This window comes from Amycolatopsis sp. NPDC051372 (genome assembly GCF_040682095.1).
Taxonomy (GTDB): Bacteria; Actinomycetota; Actinomycetes; order Mycobacteriales; family Pseudonocardiaceae; genus Amycolatopsis.
In genome coordinates, this window is the sequence record NZ_JBFBAF010000027.1 from 40,654 (window position 1) to 54,856 (window position 14,203).

Below are 14,203 nucleotides of genomic sequence, written 5' to 3' on the forward strand. Positions count from 1 at the left end.
TGACGAGTTGCCATACGGTGACACACCGTGGGGCAACTGGTCAAGACAAGTTGATGAGTGGCAGGATGTGCGCATGGTGGATCGCAGAAGCGGCATACCTGCGTTTCGGCAGGTTGCGGGGGATCTTCGCGACAAGATCGCGGCAGGTGAATACGCGCCGGGTGAGCAGTTGCCCAGCGAGCGCGAGTTGGTCGACACCTACGGTGTGTCGCGGCCGACCGTTCGGGAAGCGGTGAACATGCTGCGCTCGGAAGGTCTGGTGACCTCGGAGCATGGGCGCGGAGTGTTCGTCCGCCCGCCGGCGTTGGTGCAGGAGCGAGTCGCGACCACTCGGCTTTCCCGTGCTGCCCGGGAAGGCGATCGTGCGGCGTTTCGAGCTGATGCCACGGCTCGCGGTCTCACTCCTTCCGCGTCGGTCGAGGTCAGGTTCGAGCGCGCGGATTCTCGGGTCGCGGCGAGGCTTGCGATCTCCGAGGGTGCCGAAGTGACTGTGCGGGACCGCGTGATGCGCGCGGATGATCTGGTGGTCCAGCTTGCGGTGTCAAGGCTGCCTCGCGGGCTCACCCGTGGCACCGTGATCGAGAAACCCGACACCGGGCCCGGCGGGACGTATGCGCGTTTGGAGGAAGCCGGACATCTCCTCCGCTCGTTCACCGAGCAGGTCGGAGCGCGCATGCCTTCGCCGGGCGAAACCTCGTTGTTGCAGCTCGCCGACGGTGTTCCCGTCATCACCGTCACCCGGGTGGCCTACGGAACCGACGGGACACCACTCGAAATGAACGACATGGTTCTCGCCGCCGATCGGTACGAGCTGTCGTACGAGTGGCCCGCCGACTGAGGATTCGCTCGGTTGGCGGCAGAAATGCCGGGAGTCCTGTCGGTGGTGGATGCGAAAATGGTTCATGACCACGACGACGCCCATCGAGGAGCGCGACCCGCTGGCGTTCGCGGGGTCCGACAAGCTGGTGAAGCTCGTCGGCGCGCTGTACCAACGGCCGCGGATGGGGGATCTGCCGCGGTCGTTGCACTCGGCCAACGTCGAGTGGGAGCCCGGCTACCAGCAGGAACGTGCGGGCCGCAAGGGTTTGCCGATGGTCTGCCTGGTGGGTCCGGCCGAGGGTGTGCTCGAAGAGTTCAAGCGGCGGCTGGGCACGGCGCGGCCCAGCGGCGGCGTGCGGTACGCGTACCTCCCGCTTGACCAGCGTAAAGACACCGAAGGCCCCGCGACCGCGGCGAGCGTCCACGCGATCCGCGACATCCTGTGGGAAGCGCGCACCGAGTTGCTGCGCAGCCCGCGTTCGCGGGGTTCCGGCCTGAGGTTCGGGCTGTTCACGCTCGTCGTGCAGCTGATGGCCGAGAAGCTGCCCGCGTCGGATCCGCCGGAGCGGACGTTGCTGCGCAAGCTGCAGGACAACGGCTTGCTGGTGCGGTTCCGCTCGGCGATCGAGAACGTCGGCAAGGAGCTGGTGCCCTCCAACGACGCGTGGAAGTACCAGTTGCTGGTGCTGCGGTTGCTGACGATGGCGACGTTCCGGCTCGCCGTCACCGGCCGCGTGCCGCTGCTTTCCGGGCGGTACCGCTGGTTCCTGCGCCAGCCGCACCTCGCGCCGGAGATGTCGGGTAGCTTCGTGCGCTTCGCGGTGCGCCTCACCGACGGCGAGTGGCAGCAGGAGTCGCCGGAGTTCGTCGCGCGGCTGCTGGTCAACGCGTTCCTCGAGGACCTGCGCCGCGGCTACCGGCGGCCGTTCTTCCGGCGCCGGCGGATGACGTACCCGGTACTGCTGCTCGACCACGTCACCACCACCAACGGCGGCTACCGGCTGCTGGAGCTCATCAACGACGTGCGCAACCAGACGGGCCTCTTCGACCCGTTGCTGGTCGTCAGCACGAGCGACGCTCCTCCGCCGGAGGACCGGCCGAACCCGGACCGTCCACGGTGGACCGCGGCGGACGCGGGCGACGCGTACCGCTCGTGGCAGCACGAGCTGCTGCGCGACCGCCGCGCCCGCGACGCCGCCGCGTGGTACCTGCCGATCGGCCTCGACCCCGGCACGCCCGAGCAGCGGAGCCGGGCGCGCAAGCACTTGCAGTCGCTGGGGGACACGTATGTGCTGCGCCGTAGGCAGTCGAGTCCGCCTTGGTGGGCGACGCGGTGGATGCGGCTGGGGGTGCCGCTGGTGATCGTCGCGCTGGTCGCGAGTTTCGTCGCCGTGCGGTACGAGGATTTCCGGACCAGCCACTGCGGCACGTCGAGCGAGTGGCTCACGTGGACGGGCACCGAGTGCGTGGGGATCTCCGACGGCTCGTTCTCGGTGTACCAGCCCGCCGACGACACCATCCGCCAGGTGCTTTCCGTGATCACGGACCAGAACCGGCGCGCGGCCGAGCTGCACGGCGCGCACCCGGAACGGCCGTACATCACGCTCGTCGACCTCGAAGCGCTGACCTCGTCCAACGGCACGCCCGAAGGTCTCACGGCGGAACGCGAGTCGCTGGAAGGCGTCGCGGTCGCGCAGCTTCGGCAGCTCACCGCGACGGCGACGGCCGACCCGATCGTGCGCGTGCTCGTGGCGAACGGCGGGCTCGGAATGCGGCAGGGCGTGGCCGTCGCGCGGCAGCTGAGCCGGATGGCCGAGCAGGACCGCAGCATCGTCGGCGTCGTGGGGCTGGACATGAGCAGCCTGCCGACGCAGCAGACCATCCGCGCCCTCGGCGACGCCGGGCTGCCAGTGGTGGCTTCGACGCTGTCGGCCGACGGGCTCGCCGACCAGAACCCGGTGTACTTCCAGGTGGCGCCACAGAACCGTCGCGAGGCGGCGGTGGCCGCTGCCTTCGCTGCCACCCGTCCGGGCCCGCGGGTGTTGCGCGTGTACTACTCGGACGACGATTCCGACACCTACAGCACCAATCTGCGCGACGACGTCATGAAGTCCTTCGCGGACAAGGGGTTTTCGGTCGAGGCCCGGGCTTTCTCCCCGGACGGCGGGCAGCAGGCGCCTTCTTCGCATGACCGCTACGGCGAACGCCTCGTCGGCAACGCCGCCGCGGCCGGCCGGGACACGTGCTCCTACAACGGTTTCGTCCTCTTCGCCGGCCGCGGCGTCCCGGACTTCGGCGACTTCGCCACCGGCGCCGCCCAGTGCGGCAGCACCGCCACGATCCTCGGCGACGACGACGTGTCCCGCTACGTCGCCGACCAGGTGGCGCGCGAGCAGAACCGCGCGCTGCCGTACTACTACCTGTCCTTCGCCAGCGAACCGGCAACCGACCCGCAAGGCCTGGCGCGCGACTTCTACACCACGCTGGACCGCACGCTGTTCCCGTTCGAGCAAACAGAACGCGGCCGCTCGTTCGACGGCCACGCCGCCCTGTCCTACGACGCCGCGCTGGTGATGATCACGGCGACGGCGTATTTGCGCGAGACGTCCGCAGACATCCCTGTGACGCCGGGCGCGGTGTGGCGCGAGATCACCGCCATCCACACCTCCCGCCCGGACGATCACCAGACCAACAAGTACATCGAAGGCGTCACCGGCACCATCGACTACGGCGGCGACATCGGCCGGCACGTCCCGGAAGCCAAGCCCGTCTCGGTCCTGCGGGTCGAGGGTGGCGAGGTGGTGCGGGGGTTGCAGGGCTTCTGCGGTATGGCGGCGGGGCGGACGTCGGACGCGTGGTGTCCGGCGGATTCGTGAGCGCTACTCGGAAGGCCAGCGGCGAACGCAGGCTTCGGGCAACATGGTGGCGCCGCGGAGCTCGACGTTGTGGACGTTCAATCGTGGTGTGGTGAGCCCGTGGTCACGGATCACCAGGTCAACTGTGTCGAGCGCGCAGTCGATCAGCCAGATCATCCGCTCGTGAGCGCTGTACGGAGTCATCTCCCAGCGGCACCGCGTGAACTGCACGTCTTCGAAGACGAGCCGCGGTCTGCGATCCTTTTCGGACCAGGGGTCGGTGATGGAGTTGAAGTCCAGGTGGGCATCGGTGAATTCGATCTTCTCGAACCGAACGTCGCCCGGGTGGAGCTGCATCCCGGAAAAGTCCACCAGTTTGCCCAGGAACCGGCAGCGGTAGAAGTCGATGGGGCGGCGGCCGACGCTCCAGTAGGAACAGTCCAGATCCTGGCCCAAGAATTCAGCGCCGACGAACTCGGCGCCTCCGTGGAACCGGGCGAACTCGAAGGTCGATCGGTCCGATTCGAACGAGGTGCCGTGGCAGCTGAGCTTGCCGGCGAAGCTGGTTCGTTTGAACGTGGTGAGCTCGCCCGCGAACTTCGCCCCGTCGAACACCGCCGAGCCGGCGAACTCCAGATTAGCGAAGTCGGCGTTGTGGAACCTGACCCCGGTGAAGTCGAAGGTGAGCTCGTCTCGCCGCCAGGTGCCGCGGTAGCTCAGCCGCTCTCGGAACGTCCGGAGGATTGCTTGCTGTACCTCGGCTTCGTCGGCGGAGACGTCGTCCGGTGCCAGGCGGAGGTACCCGCACAGGACGTCCACGCACACCTGACGCTTGTCGATCCAGTCGTCGGCCAGGCCGGCGAGAGAGTAGACGGCGGTCAGGCGCACCGCGGGGCTTTCGTGGGCCAATTGCTCGGCGGCTTTGCCGAGGCGTTCGTTGAACCTCTGGACGGTCTCCCGTTCGTCCTTCTCGACGGCGAGCTGGTGCTCGTCCTCGGCCACCCGCTGCTTGCGGTAGTTGACCGCGAGCAGCACCACGCCGCCGAACCCCGCGACCACGGACAGGGCGATCTTCGTGAGGTCGAGGAACTGGTCGACGCCGAACGCGGCCGTGCTCGGCAACCGCGGCCAGCCGAGAAACCAGAGAAGACCGCCGAAAGTCACCGCGGCGACCGCGAGCCCGATGATCAACCATACGATCACGGACAGCGCGATCCGGCCACGTCGTCGGCTCAGGGACGGCACGAGGAACTCGGCGAAATCCACCAGCGCGGTCCGTACCGAACGGCGGCGCGCGAGGACCGCCACACCCGCGAGAACAACAACGGCGATGAGGGTGTAGCGAAGCCAATCGGACACGATGGACGAGATTAGCCGTTATCGAACAGGCGGATGCGCGGGCTCACCTCACCGGGCGGTACCGGAGGTCCACGGCCAGCGCCGGATCGCCGTCGTGGATGCGGGCCCAGCGGACGGGCGCCGTGCCCGGGCTGTCGAACAGGCGCACGCCCTCGCCGAGCATGACGGGCGCCAGGTGCACGCGGAACTCGTCGATCAGGCCGAGCTCCAGGCATTGGCGCGCGATGTCCTGGCTGTGGATCTCCAGGTCCTTGCCCTTCGCGGCGGCCAACCCGATCTCCACGGCCTCGGCGAGGTCGCAGTCGAGGAAGGTGATGCCGGCATCGGGGACCGCGTCCTCGGGGTGGTGGGTCAGTACGAACACCGGGCCGGTCCACTCGCCGCCGTAGGGCTGCTTGCTCGCTTTGCCGGGGAAGCGTTGTGCGAGGGCGTCGTAGCCGCGGCGGCCGCCCAGGACGGCGCCGAGGGTGGCGATGGCTTCGTGGTGGGTGGCGGGGCTGACTTTGATGCCGGACATCCAGTCCATCGAGTGGCCGGGGCCGGCGGCGAAGCCGTCGAGCGACATCATGAGGTGCCAGCGCACGTTGCCCATGGGGGCCTCCGTTCGTTTCGGTGTGCCCGTATTGACCGGCGGGCACCCGAAAACTCATCGGCCGAGCATCCACCTCACGAAGTCGAAGAACTCCTTGGCGTAGAGGTGCGGCTCGTCGGCGGCCGCGGCGACCTCGTCGACCCAGCGGTACACGTCGGCGTAGCGCGGGAGCCGGTCGGCTTCGTAGGCCTGCAATGCCGATGGCACGTCCGCCTGCGTCAGGTGGTCGGCGAGCACCAGGGCGTCCTCGATGCCCAGGGACGCGCCCGACGTGATGTGCGGGGAGACGGCGTGCGCCGAGTCACCGGCGAGGGCGACGTGGGCGGAGACCCAGCGCGACTGCAGCGGCAGCGCCATCACGCGGTTGCTGACCACGCGGTCCTCCGGTGTCGCCTCGATGGCTTCGCGCAACGGGAACGGCCAGCCGCCGTCGTAGAGGTGGTCGACGCGGGCGAGAGCTTCCTCCTTCGCGGAACGCGTGGTGGGCGGCGCGCCCAGCTGCGCGAGGACCCAGAACGCCGTGCCGCCGCCGCTGCGGACCACGCCGCCGCGGGTGCGTTCGCGGCCGACGACGAAGCGTTCCACGGTGATTTCGGGGATCGCGCTCTCCGCGACGATCCCGCGCCACGCCAGGTGGCCCGGGTACTCCTGAGCGGCCGAACCGGGGGAGAGCTGCTCGCGGACGCGCGAGTACACGCCGTCGGCGCCGACGAGGAGATCGGCTTCCTCGGTGGAACCGTCGGCGAACTCCACGGTCACGCCACCGTCGTGGTCGCGGTAGCCGGTGACGCGGGCGCCGGTGCGCAGCTCGTCGGTGGTCAGCGCGGCGGCGAGCAGCTCGTTGAGGCGCTGGCGCGTGACCATGAGGTAGTCGACGTCGGCGAGGTCGCCGTAGTACTCGTCCATGACCTGCCCGGCCGGGTCCTGGTAGCGGATCGCGCTCGGCACGCCGGCTGCGCGGATCTCGCCGCCCACGCCGAGCCGGTCGAACACCGCGAGCGCGTTGGCCCACAACCCCAGCGCGGCGCCAACGCCGCGGATCTCGGATTCCTGTTCGCACACCAAGGTTTCGAACCCCGCCCGCCGGAGCGCGAGCCCCGTCGTCAGCCCGACAACGCCGCCCCCGGCCACCACTGCTCGTTTTCGCACGCGCCACATCTTCCTCGCGGAAAGGGCGCCGTGACAACCCGGAAGAGGTGACACAAGATCAGCGGTCCAGACCTCGTCCGATAAAGGTCGGGTTCTGTTTTCTGGCAACGGATTCCGTGTCTTTCCGTGTAGTTGTTCACGGTTGTAACACTGCACGGAAATTCGTCGACAAGGCGGCGCACGGTATTTTTCCGAGGAGGCACAAGGTGTTGCGTAAACTGGGTTTGGTCCTGGCCGCCGGACTGCTGGTCGCCGGCTGCGGTGCGGCACCCGCCCCGACCGGAACCGGCGGCGTAGTCCCGCCGGTCACCACGGCATTGCTGCCGACCACGTCCGCGTCGCCGGCAACAACTTCCGAGACGCCAACGTCCGCTTCCGTGCCGACTTCCGTGGCGCCGGAAACCACCACGTCCCAGGTGGCGGCTCCGAAAACCACAGCGAAAGCCAAGACCACTCCGAAAACCACGGCCGCTCCGCCGAAAACCAATTCGGCCGCCTGCAGTGCGGACTACTACCGCAACTCCTCAGGCGCCTGCGTACACCGCCCTTCGTCCGACGCCGCAGGCGCGACAGCCCTCTGCAATGACGGCAGCTACAGCCACAGCCAGCACCGTTCCGGCACCTGCTCCGGCCACCGTGGTGTTCGCACCTGGATCAACCGCCCCGCGAGCTGAGTTCACGGCGTGGCCGCGTCAATGGTGGTGTGTGACCTTGGTGTGGCTGGTGGTCGAGTGGGTGGTCGATGAATGCGTCGATCCGCTGCTGTGGCCGCGGATCGCGACGAAGTAGACGATCGCGGCCACGACGATCAGCGCGATGAGAGCCGCGATGGCGATCTTCGCCTTGCTGTAGGGCCGTTCGCCCTGGACTTCGCCGGTGCGGCCGTTGACGAGGATCCGCCAGTTCTTGCCGGCGTAGACGTAGGTGGCGACCCAGACCGGGAGCAGCATCAGCTTGAAGGTGACGTCGCGGTGCTGCGTGTTCATCGACTGCACGCGCTGCTCGTCGCCACCGATGTCGTGGCGGCAGTCGTCCTCGATGACCGGCGTCATACGACGCTTTGCTTCCTCGAAGCCGGATTCGGCCTCGATGTCGTAGCGCAGCGCGAAATGCCCGGCGAGGAACTGCGGCTGATACGGCTCGGCCTGCTCCAACGGCCACGGCGCGAGCTTGTCGAGTTCCTTCGAGGGCAGCTGGGTACTGCCCGGCACGAGCACGTCGTCGAAGAACCGGGCAACCTGGCCGCCCGCCGGGTACCAGCGCGTGTGCCGCACCCGGCGGGTCTTCTGCTGCCCGTTGTCGTAGTAGGTCTCGGTGACCCAGTAGTGCTCACCGCGCTGCCCGGAGTAGACGGTGTCCGTCTGCGAATCGTAGGTCCAGTGCGGGATGTAGGTGCCCTTGGTGGACTCGGCCGTGCCGACCTTCTTCAGCGCGTTCGGCGCGAACCAACGCGAGTTCGTCCACTTCTTCAGGTGCGTGCTCACCGCGCCCTTGTCGAACTGGAACGGCAGCACGCCTTCGGGCACGAGCTGCCCGGACGCGTGCGCGTCGATCACCAAGGGGGCACCGCAGAACTGGCACAGACTGGCCGTTTCGTTCGTCTCGGTGGTGGCGCCGCAGCGCTGGCACTTGAAGACGTACTGGCCGATCGTGGCGATCGGTTTGCGGGCCAGGTTGGTCAGGTCGGCGAACGCGATCTCTCGGATCTGCCGGTCGCCCGCCGTGATCTCCTGGCGGTACCCGCAATACGGGCACTGCATCGAGGTCGACCCCGGCGCGAACTCCAGGCGGGCTCCGCAGCCGCCGCACGGGTAGGTGGTCGCGGCCGTGTTCGCCGGCGCGAACGCGGGTGGCGGACCGTACTGCGGGGGACCGCCGGGCGCGGGTGCGCCCGGAAAAGTGCCACCCGGCATGGGTCCACCGGGCATGGGTCCGCCCGGCAAGGTGCCACCGGGCATGGGTGCCCCCGGCATCGGGCCGCTCGGCATCGGGCCACCAGACGTGGGTCCGCCGGGCATGGCACCGCCCGGCATCGGGCCCGGGCTACCGGGCATGGGTCCGCTCGGCGTCGGGCCGTGGTGCGGGTAGTTCGGGTTGGTCATGGCGGCTCCCCTCCGCTGGACGAATCAGGACGGCTCAGGACTGCGGCGGCAGCGGCGGCGGGGTCGCGCCGAACAGCGGCGAGACCTCCGGCACCTGCGCGGCCGGTGTCCATTGCGGCATCCCGGACTTCCACACGAGGGTCTCCCGGGTCAGCGTGCCCGCGGAGATCTGCGGCCCGAGCTGGGCCCGGTCGAACGGGCCGAGCTGCTGACCGTTCGCCCCGAGGAACCACTGCTCGGACTGCGGCAGCGGCGGCGGCATCTGCGGCGTCGGCGCGGACGGCGGCTGCTGCTGATACTGCTGCGGCTGCTGCTGGTACTGGGGCTGCTGCTGGTACTGCTGCGGCGCGCCCTGCGGCCCCGCGGCCCGCTGGCCGAGCGCCATGCCGAGACCGATGCCCAGGCCCTCACCCGCGCCGCCCTGGTTGTTCGCGGCCGCTTCGATCGCGTTGGCGGACTGGAACTTCGTGTACTGGTCGAGATCACCGACCACGCCCATCTGGGTCCGCTTGTCCATCGCGGCCTCGACCTCGGGCGGGACCGAGATGTTCTCGATGATGAACTTCGAGATCTCGATGCCGTTGGCGTGCAGTTCGAGGTTGAGCGCGTTGGCGATCGCGCCGCCGATCCGGTCCTGCTGGGTGACTAGGTCGAGCATCGGCACCTTGGCCGCGGCGATGGCGGGGCCGAGCTTGCCGATGATCATCTGCCGGAGGTACTCGGAGACCTCCTCGGTGCGGAACTGCGGGTCGGTGCCCGCGAGCTCCTTGAGCAGCGCGACGGGCTCGATCACGCGCACCGCGTACCCGCCGAACGCGCGGAGCCGGACCATGCCGAACTCAGGGTCGCGCAGGATGATCGGGTTCTGCGTGCCCCACTTGAGGTCGGTGAACTGCCGGGTGTTGACGAAGTAGACCTCGGCCTTGAACGGCGAGTTGAATCCGTACTTCCAGCCCTTGAGGGTGGACATGATCGGCATGTTCTGCGTCTGCAGCGTGTGCATGCCCGGCGCGTAGGCGTCGGCGACCTGGCCCTCGTTGACGAAGACCGCGGCCTGCGATTCGCGGACGGTGAGCTTGGCGCCCATCTTGATCTCGTTCTCGTAGCGCGGGAAGCGCCACACGATCGTGTCACGACTGTCGTCGGTCCACTCGATGATGTCGATGAACTCGCCGCGGATCTTGTCGAAAATCCCCACGTACTGGCCCCTGTCGCCTCCGTCGTTCCGGGCGCTCCCCCGGCCCGTCGACACAGTACCGCGCGTCTCCGTCCGAAATCGGACGGGCGCCGCCGCGCCTGCGCCCGATTTGACTGCTCCATTCAGCCCAGTCCGCTAAGTCGGATCAATCACTTACCTCCCGCCCAGACCGGTCTAAGCGGTAGCGTCCCTTCCGGTACTGCGTACGACTAAACCGGGGGCACAACGTGGCTCAGACAAGCGGACGAGCGATCGTCCCTGTGCTCGCTTCGTGCGGCCTGGTCGCTTCCTTCATGCAGACCTTGGTGGTGCCGCTGATCCCGGCGTTTCCGAAGCTGCTCAACGCATCCGCGACCGACGCGTCGTGGGTCGTCACGGTGACGTTGCTGGCGGGCGCGATCATCACGCCCGTCGCGGGACGGCTCGGCGACCTGTACGGCAAGCGGCGCGTGCTGCTCGCGAACCTGGCCGTCCTGGTCGTCGGCTCGGCCGTCTCGGCACTCACCAGCGAGCTCGCGCTGATGGTGGTCGGTCGGGGATTGCAGGGGTGCGCGATGGGCGTGATCCCGTTGGGGATCAGCATCATGCGTGACGAGTTGGCGCCGGAGAAGGTGAGCGGCGCGGTCGCGTTGATGAGTGCGACGCTCGGCGTCGGCGGTGCGATCGGGCTGCCGCTGGCGGCCGTCGTGGCGCAGAACGCCGACTGGCACGTACTTTTCTGGAGTTCCGCGGCCCTCGGCGTGATCTGCGCGGGGCTGATCCTGCGGTACGTCGGCGAATCGCCCGTGCACACGCCCGCGCCGTTCGACTACGTGGGCGCGCTGGGCCTGGTCGTGGGCCTCACGTGCTTGCTGTTGCCGATCGTCAAGGGCGCCGAATGGGGCTGGGGCAGCGCGGGCACGCTGGCCACCGCCGCGGCGGCGATCGTCGTGCTGCTGGCGTGGGGCTGGTACCAGTTGCGCCGCCGTGACCCGCTCGTCGACCTGCGCGTGTCGGCGCGGCGGCCGGTACTGTTCACGAACCTGGCGTCGATCCTCGTCGGGTTTTCCATGTACGCCATGGCGTTGTCGTTCCCGCAGCTGCTGCAGGCACCGTCGGCCACCGGCTACGGCCTCGGCCGGACCATGGTCCAGGCCGGCCTCTGCCTCGCGCCCAACGGCCTGGTCATGATGGCGCTCTCACCCGTCTCCGCGCGCCTGACCAACCGCCACGGCGCGCGCGTCACCCTCATGACCGGATCCGTCGTGATCGCCCTCGGTTACGTCTTCGCGATCCTGCTGATGGACAACGTCGTAGAGCTCATCACCGCGTCCGTGATCATCGGCGCGGGCGTCGGCATCGCCTACGCTGCCATGCCCGCGCTCATCATGGGTTCGGTGCCGGTGACGGAAACGGCTTCCGCCAACGGCCTCAACGCCCTCATGCGTTCGGTCGGCACCTCGACGTCGAGCGCCGTGATGGCCACGCTGCTCGCCAACCTGACCATCACCGTCGGCGCGCTGACGGTCCCTTCGCTCGCGGGCTTCCGCACGACGTTCGCGGCGGCGGCCGTCGCCGCGGTGATCGGGCTGGGCCTCACGGCCCTGGTGCCCCGGGTCCGCGCGAAGACGGCCGCACCGGAACCCGCTGCGGTCTAAGAGCTGTCCTGTAAGTCATCGGAGCCAGAGCACGATGGCGGCGATGGTGAGTTCGGCCTGGTAGTAGGCGGCGCGTTTGGCGTAGCGGGTGGCCAGGTCGTGGAACGGTTTGAGCCGGTTGAAGCAGCGTTCGACCACGTTGCGCTGTCTGTAGACCGCAGCGTCGAACGCGGGTGGTCGGCCGCCGCGGGAGCCCTTGGCTGCTCGGCGGGCGATCTGGTCATCCCGTTCAGGGCTGACGAAGGTGATCCGCCGGTTCCGCATCGCCTCCCGGGTAGAGGGGTGCGAATACGCCTTGTCCGCGATCACTGTCTCAGGCCGGCACCGCGGGCGTCCCGGCCCGTGCTGGGCGACGCTGATGCCATCCAGCAGCGGAACCAGCTGGGGGTTGTCCCCGGCCTGGCCCGGGGTGAGCAGGAACCGCATGGGCAGGCCCCGCCCGTCCACGGCGAGGTGGATTGTGGTGCTCAGCCCGCCGCGGGACCGCCCGAGTCCTTCTCCGTCGACGGCGAGGGCTTCGACTTGGTCGCTGCATCCCCTTTTTCCGGGCGCCAGCCGAGTGCTGGTGTGCTCGGACCACGCTGGAGTCGACCGAGATGATCCACTCGAGGTCGCCGACGGCGTCGTCTTTGACGATCACCCGGTCGAGGATCTTGTCCCAGGTGCCGTCTGTGGATCACAGCCGCAGCCGTTCGTGCGCGGTTTTCCAGGGCCCGTAGCGGTCGGGCAGGTCACGCCACGGAGCGCCGGTGCGCAGCTTCCACAGGATCGCGTTGATCACCTGACGGTGATCCCGCCACCGCCGTCCACCGCCTTGCACCGGCGGCAACAGCGGCTCGATCACCGCCCACGCTTTATCCGTCAACTCACCGCGACCGACCACGTCCCCAATCCAACCGGACCGCAGCTAGATCACTTACGGACACGCCCTGGCCAAACTAGAGCAGCGGCGGCACCGAAGCGTCGATCAGGTGCGGCCCCGGCTCCGCCAGTGCCCGGCTGAACTGCTCGGCCAGCTCCTCCGCCGTGGTCGCGCGCGTGGCGGGCACGCCCATGCCCTCGGCCATCTTCGCGAAGTCCATGTCGGGCCGGCTGAGGTCGAGCAGTTCCTTGGCCTTCGGCCCGTCCGACGCCGCGCCCACGCGCTGCAGCTCCATACGCAGGATCGCGTAGGCGTGGTTGTTGAGGATGACCGTGGTGACGTCGAGGTTCTCGCGCGCCTGAGTCCACAGCGCGGAGATCGTGTACATCGCGCTGCCGTCGGACTGGAGGTTGATCACCGGACGCGATGGCGCGGCGATCGCGGCGCCCGTGGCCACCGGCATTCCGTAGCCGATCGCGCCGCCGGTCAGCGTCAGCACGTCGTGGCGCGGGGCGCCCGCCGTGGCCGCGGGCAGCAGCAGGCCGGACGTGTTGGCCTCGTCGGCGATGATGGCCTGCTCCGGCAGCAGCGCGCCGATCACCTCGACCCAGTTCTGCGCCGTCAGCGGACCGCTCGGCAACGCCGGACGCGAAGCCTCCTGCAGCACCGGCTCGACGTCGGCGGCGACGATCGCGGCGACGTCGCTCAGCGCGGTGGCCACGTCCTGCCCGACCTCCGCCAGCACGTGGACCTTCGCGCCCTCGGGCACGAGCACGCTCGGCTTGCCGGGGTAGGCGAAGAACGACACCGGCGCCCGCGTGCCGGCCACGATCAGGTGCTTCACGCCGTCGAGCTGGTACATCGCCTGCTCCGCCAAGTACCCGAGCCGCTCGACGTTCGGCAGGCCCGCACCGCGTTCCAACCGGGTCGGGAAAGTCTCGATCAGCGCCTTCGCGCCTGTCGCGGCGGCGATGCGGCTGGTGGCCAGCAGTCCGGCCTCGCGGCAGGCGGGACCACCGATGAGCAGCGCCACCGATTCACCGCTCCGCAGCACCTCGGCGATGTTCTTCACCGTCGTCGCGTCCACGGCCTGCGGCGCGCGCGGCGGGATCGGCGCGCACGTCTCGCCGCCTTCGCCCCACGACGCGTCGGCGGGCAGGATCAGCGTGGCCACCCGGCCCGGCGCGTCCTGCGAAGCCGCGACGGCCGCCGCTGCGTCGGCACCGACGTCCTTCGTGTGCGAAGAGCGGCGTACCCAGCCTTCGAGCGAACCCGCGAGCGCGTCGATGTCCGATTCGAGCGGCGCGTCGTACTGCTTGTGGTAGGTCGCGTGATCGCCGACGACGTTGACCACCGGCGTGTGCGCGCGGCGCGCGTTGTGCAGGTTCGCGAGCCCGTTGCCGAGTCCCGGGCCGAGGTGCAGCAGGGTCGCGGCGGGCTTCTCGGCGATGCGCGCGTAGCCGTCGGCCGCGCCGGTCACCACGCCCTCGAACAGCCCGAGCACCCCGCGCATCTCCGGCACGGAGTCGAGCGCGGCGACGAAGTGCATCTCCGACGTGCCGGGGTTCGAGAAGCAGACCTCCACCCCGGCGTCGACGAGGGTGCGGATCAGGGACTGGGCGCCGTTCAT

11 protein-coding genes and 1 pseudogene are annotated in these 14,203 nt (G+C 69.1%); 4 read left to right on the forward strand and 8 right to left on the reverse strand.

Translation table 11 applies throughout. The annotated features are described in order from the left end of the window. Positions 1 to 73: 73 nt before the first annotated feature. Positions 74 to 838 (forward strand): GntR family transcriptional regulator, encoded by a 765-nt coding sequence (locus AB0M56_RS34490; protein WP_364184035.1) that lies wholly within the window; start codon positions 74 to 76, stop codon positions 836 to 838. A 64-nt stretch (positions 839 to 902) separates the two neighbouring features. Beyond that, positions 903 to 3,695, forward strand: a complete 2,793-nt coding sequence (locus tag AB0M56_RS34495; RefSeq protein WP_364184037.1) for a hypothetical protein — start codon at positions 903 to 905, stop codon at positions 3,693 to 3,695. 3 nt (positions 3,696 to 3,698) lie between these two features. Here AB0M56_RS34495 and AB0M56_RS34500 read toward each other — a convergent pair whose 3' ends face one another. The 4 genes from AB0M56_RS34500 to AB0M56_RS34515 form a co-directional block, all read right to left on the reverse strand. Further along, positions 3,699 to 5,033 carry a hypothetical protein gene (locus AB0M56_RS34500; RefSeq protein ID WP_364184039.1) on the reverse strand — a complete coding sequence of 445 codons (1,335 nt, stop codon included), beginning with the start codon at positions 5,031 to 5,033 and terminating at the stop codon, positions 3,699 to 3,701. A gap of 43 nt (positions 5,034 to 5,076) precedes the next feature. Continuing rightward, a complete protein-coding gene (locus AB0M56_RS34505) occupies positions 5,077 to 5,625 on the reverse strand; it encodes a dihydrofolate reductase family protein (protein WP_364184042.1) in 549 nt (182 codons plus the stop codon). Between the two features lie 54 nt (positions 5,626 to 5,679). Then, positions 5,680 to 6,774 carry an FAD-dependent monooxygenase gene (locus AB0M56_RS34510; protein ID WP_364184045.1) on the reverse strand — a complete coding sequence of 365 codons (1,095 nt, stop codon included), beginning with the start codon at positions 6,772 to 6,774 and terminating at the stop codon, positions 5,680 to 5,682. A gap of 136 nt (positions 6,775 to 6,910) precedes the next feature. Continuing rightward, a complete protein-coding gene (locus tag AB0M56_RS34515) occupies positions 6,911 to 7,240 on the reverse strand; it encodes a hypothetical protein (protein ID WP_364184285.1) in 330 nt (109 codons plus the stop codon). On the opposite strand from AB0M56_RS34515, the gene AB0M56_RS34520 reads away from it, so the two are divergent. After that, a complete protein-coding gene (locus tag AB0M56_RS34520; RefSeq protein WP_364184270.1) occupies positions 7,191 to 7,448 on the forward strand; it encodes a DUF3761 domain-containing protein in 258 nt (85 codons plus the stop codon). The two genes, AB0M56_RS34515 and AB0M56_RS34520, sit on opposite strands and share 50 nt — an antisense overlap. 18 nt (positions 7,449 to 7,466) lie before the next feature. Here the strand turns inward: AB0M56_RS34520 and AB0M56_RS34525 are convergent, their stop codons facing one another. Both AB0M56_RS34525 and AB0M56_RS34530 read right to left on the reverse strand, forming a co-directional pair. After that, positions 7,467 to 8,876 carry a hypothetical protein gene (locus AB0M56_RS34525; RefSeq protein ID WP_364184048.1) on the reverse strand — a complete coding sequence of 470 codons (1,410 nt, stop codon included), beginning with the start codon at positions 8,874 to 8,876 and terminating at the stop codon, positions 7,467 to 7,469. 34 nt (positions 8,877 to 8,910) lie between these two features. Then, positions 8,911 to 10,074: an SPFH domain-containing protein gene (locus AB0M56_RS34530; RefSeq protein WP_364184051.1), complete on the reverse strand. Its 1,164-nt coding sequence runs from the start codon at positions 10,072 to 10,074 to the stop codon at positions 8,911 to 8,913. Between the two features lie 227 nt (positions 10,075 to 10,301). On the opposite strand from AB0M56_RS34530, the gene AB0M56_RS34535 reads away from it, so the two are divergent. Beyond that, entirely contained in the window at positions 10,302 to 11,711 is a 1,410-nt protein-coding gene (locus AB0M56_RS34535) for an MFS transporter (RefSeq protein WP_364184053.1), read from the forward strand. Positions 11,712 to 11,726: 15 nt separating this feature from the next. Here the strand turns inward: AB0M56_RS34535 and AB0M56_RS34540 are convergent. After that, positions 11,727 to 12,603 (reverse strand): annotated as a pseudogene (locus tag AB0M56_RS34540) (IS5 family transposase). A gap of 46 nt (positions 12,604 to 12,649) precedes the next feature. After that, positions 12,650 to 14,203, reverse strand: coding sequence for an acetolactate synthase large subunit (locus AB0M56_RS34545; protein WP_364184055.1), 1,554 nt, complete (start codon positions 14,201 to 14,203; stop codon positions 12,650 to 12,652).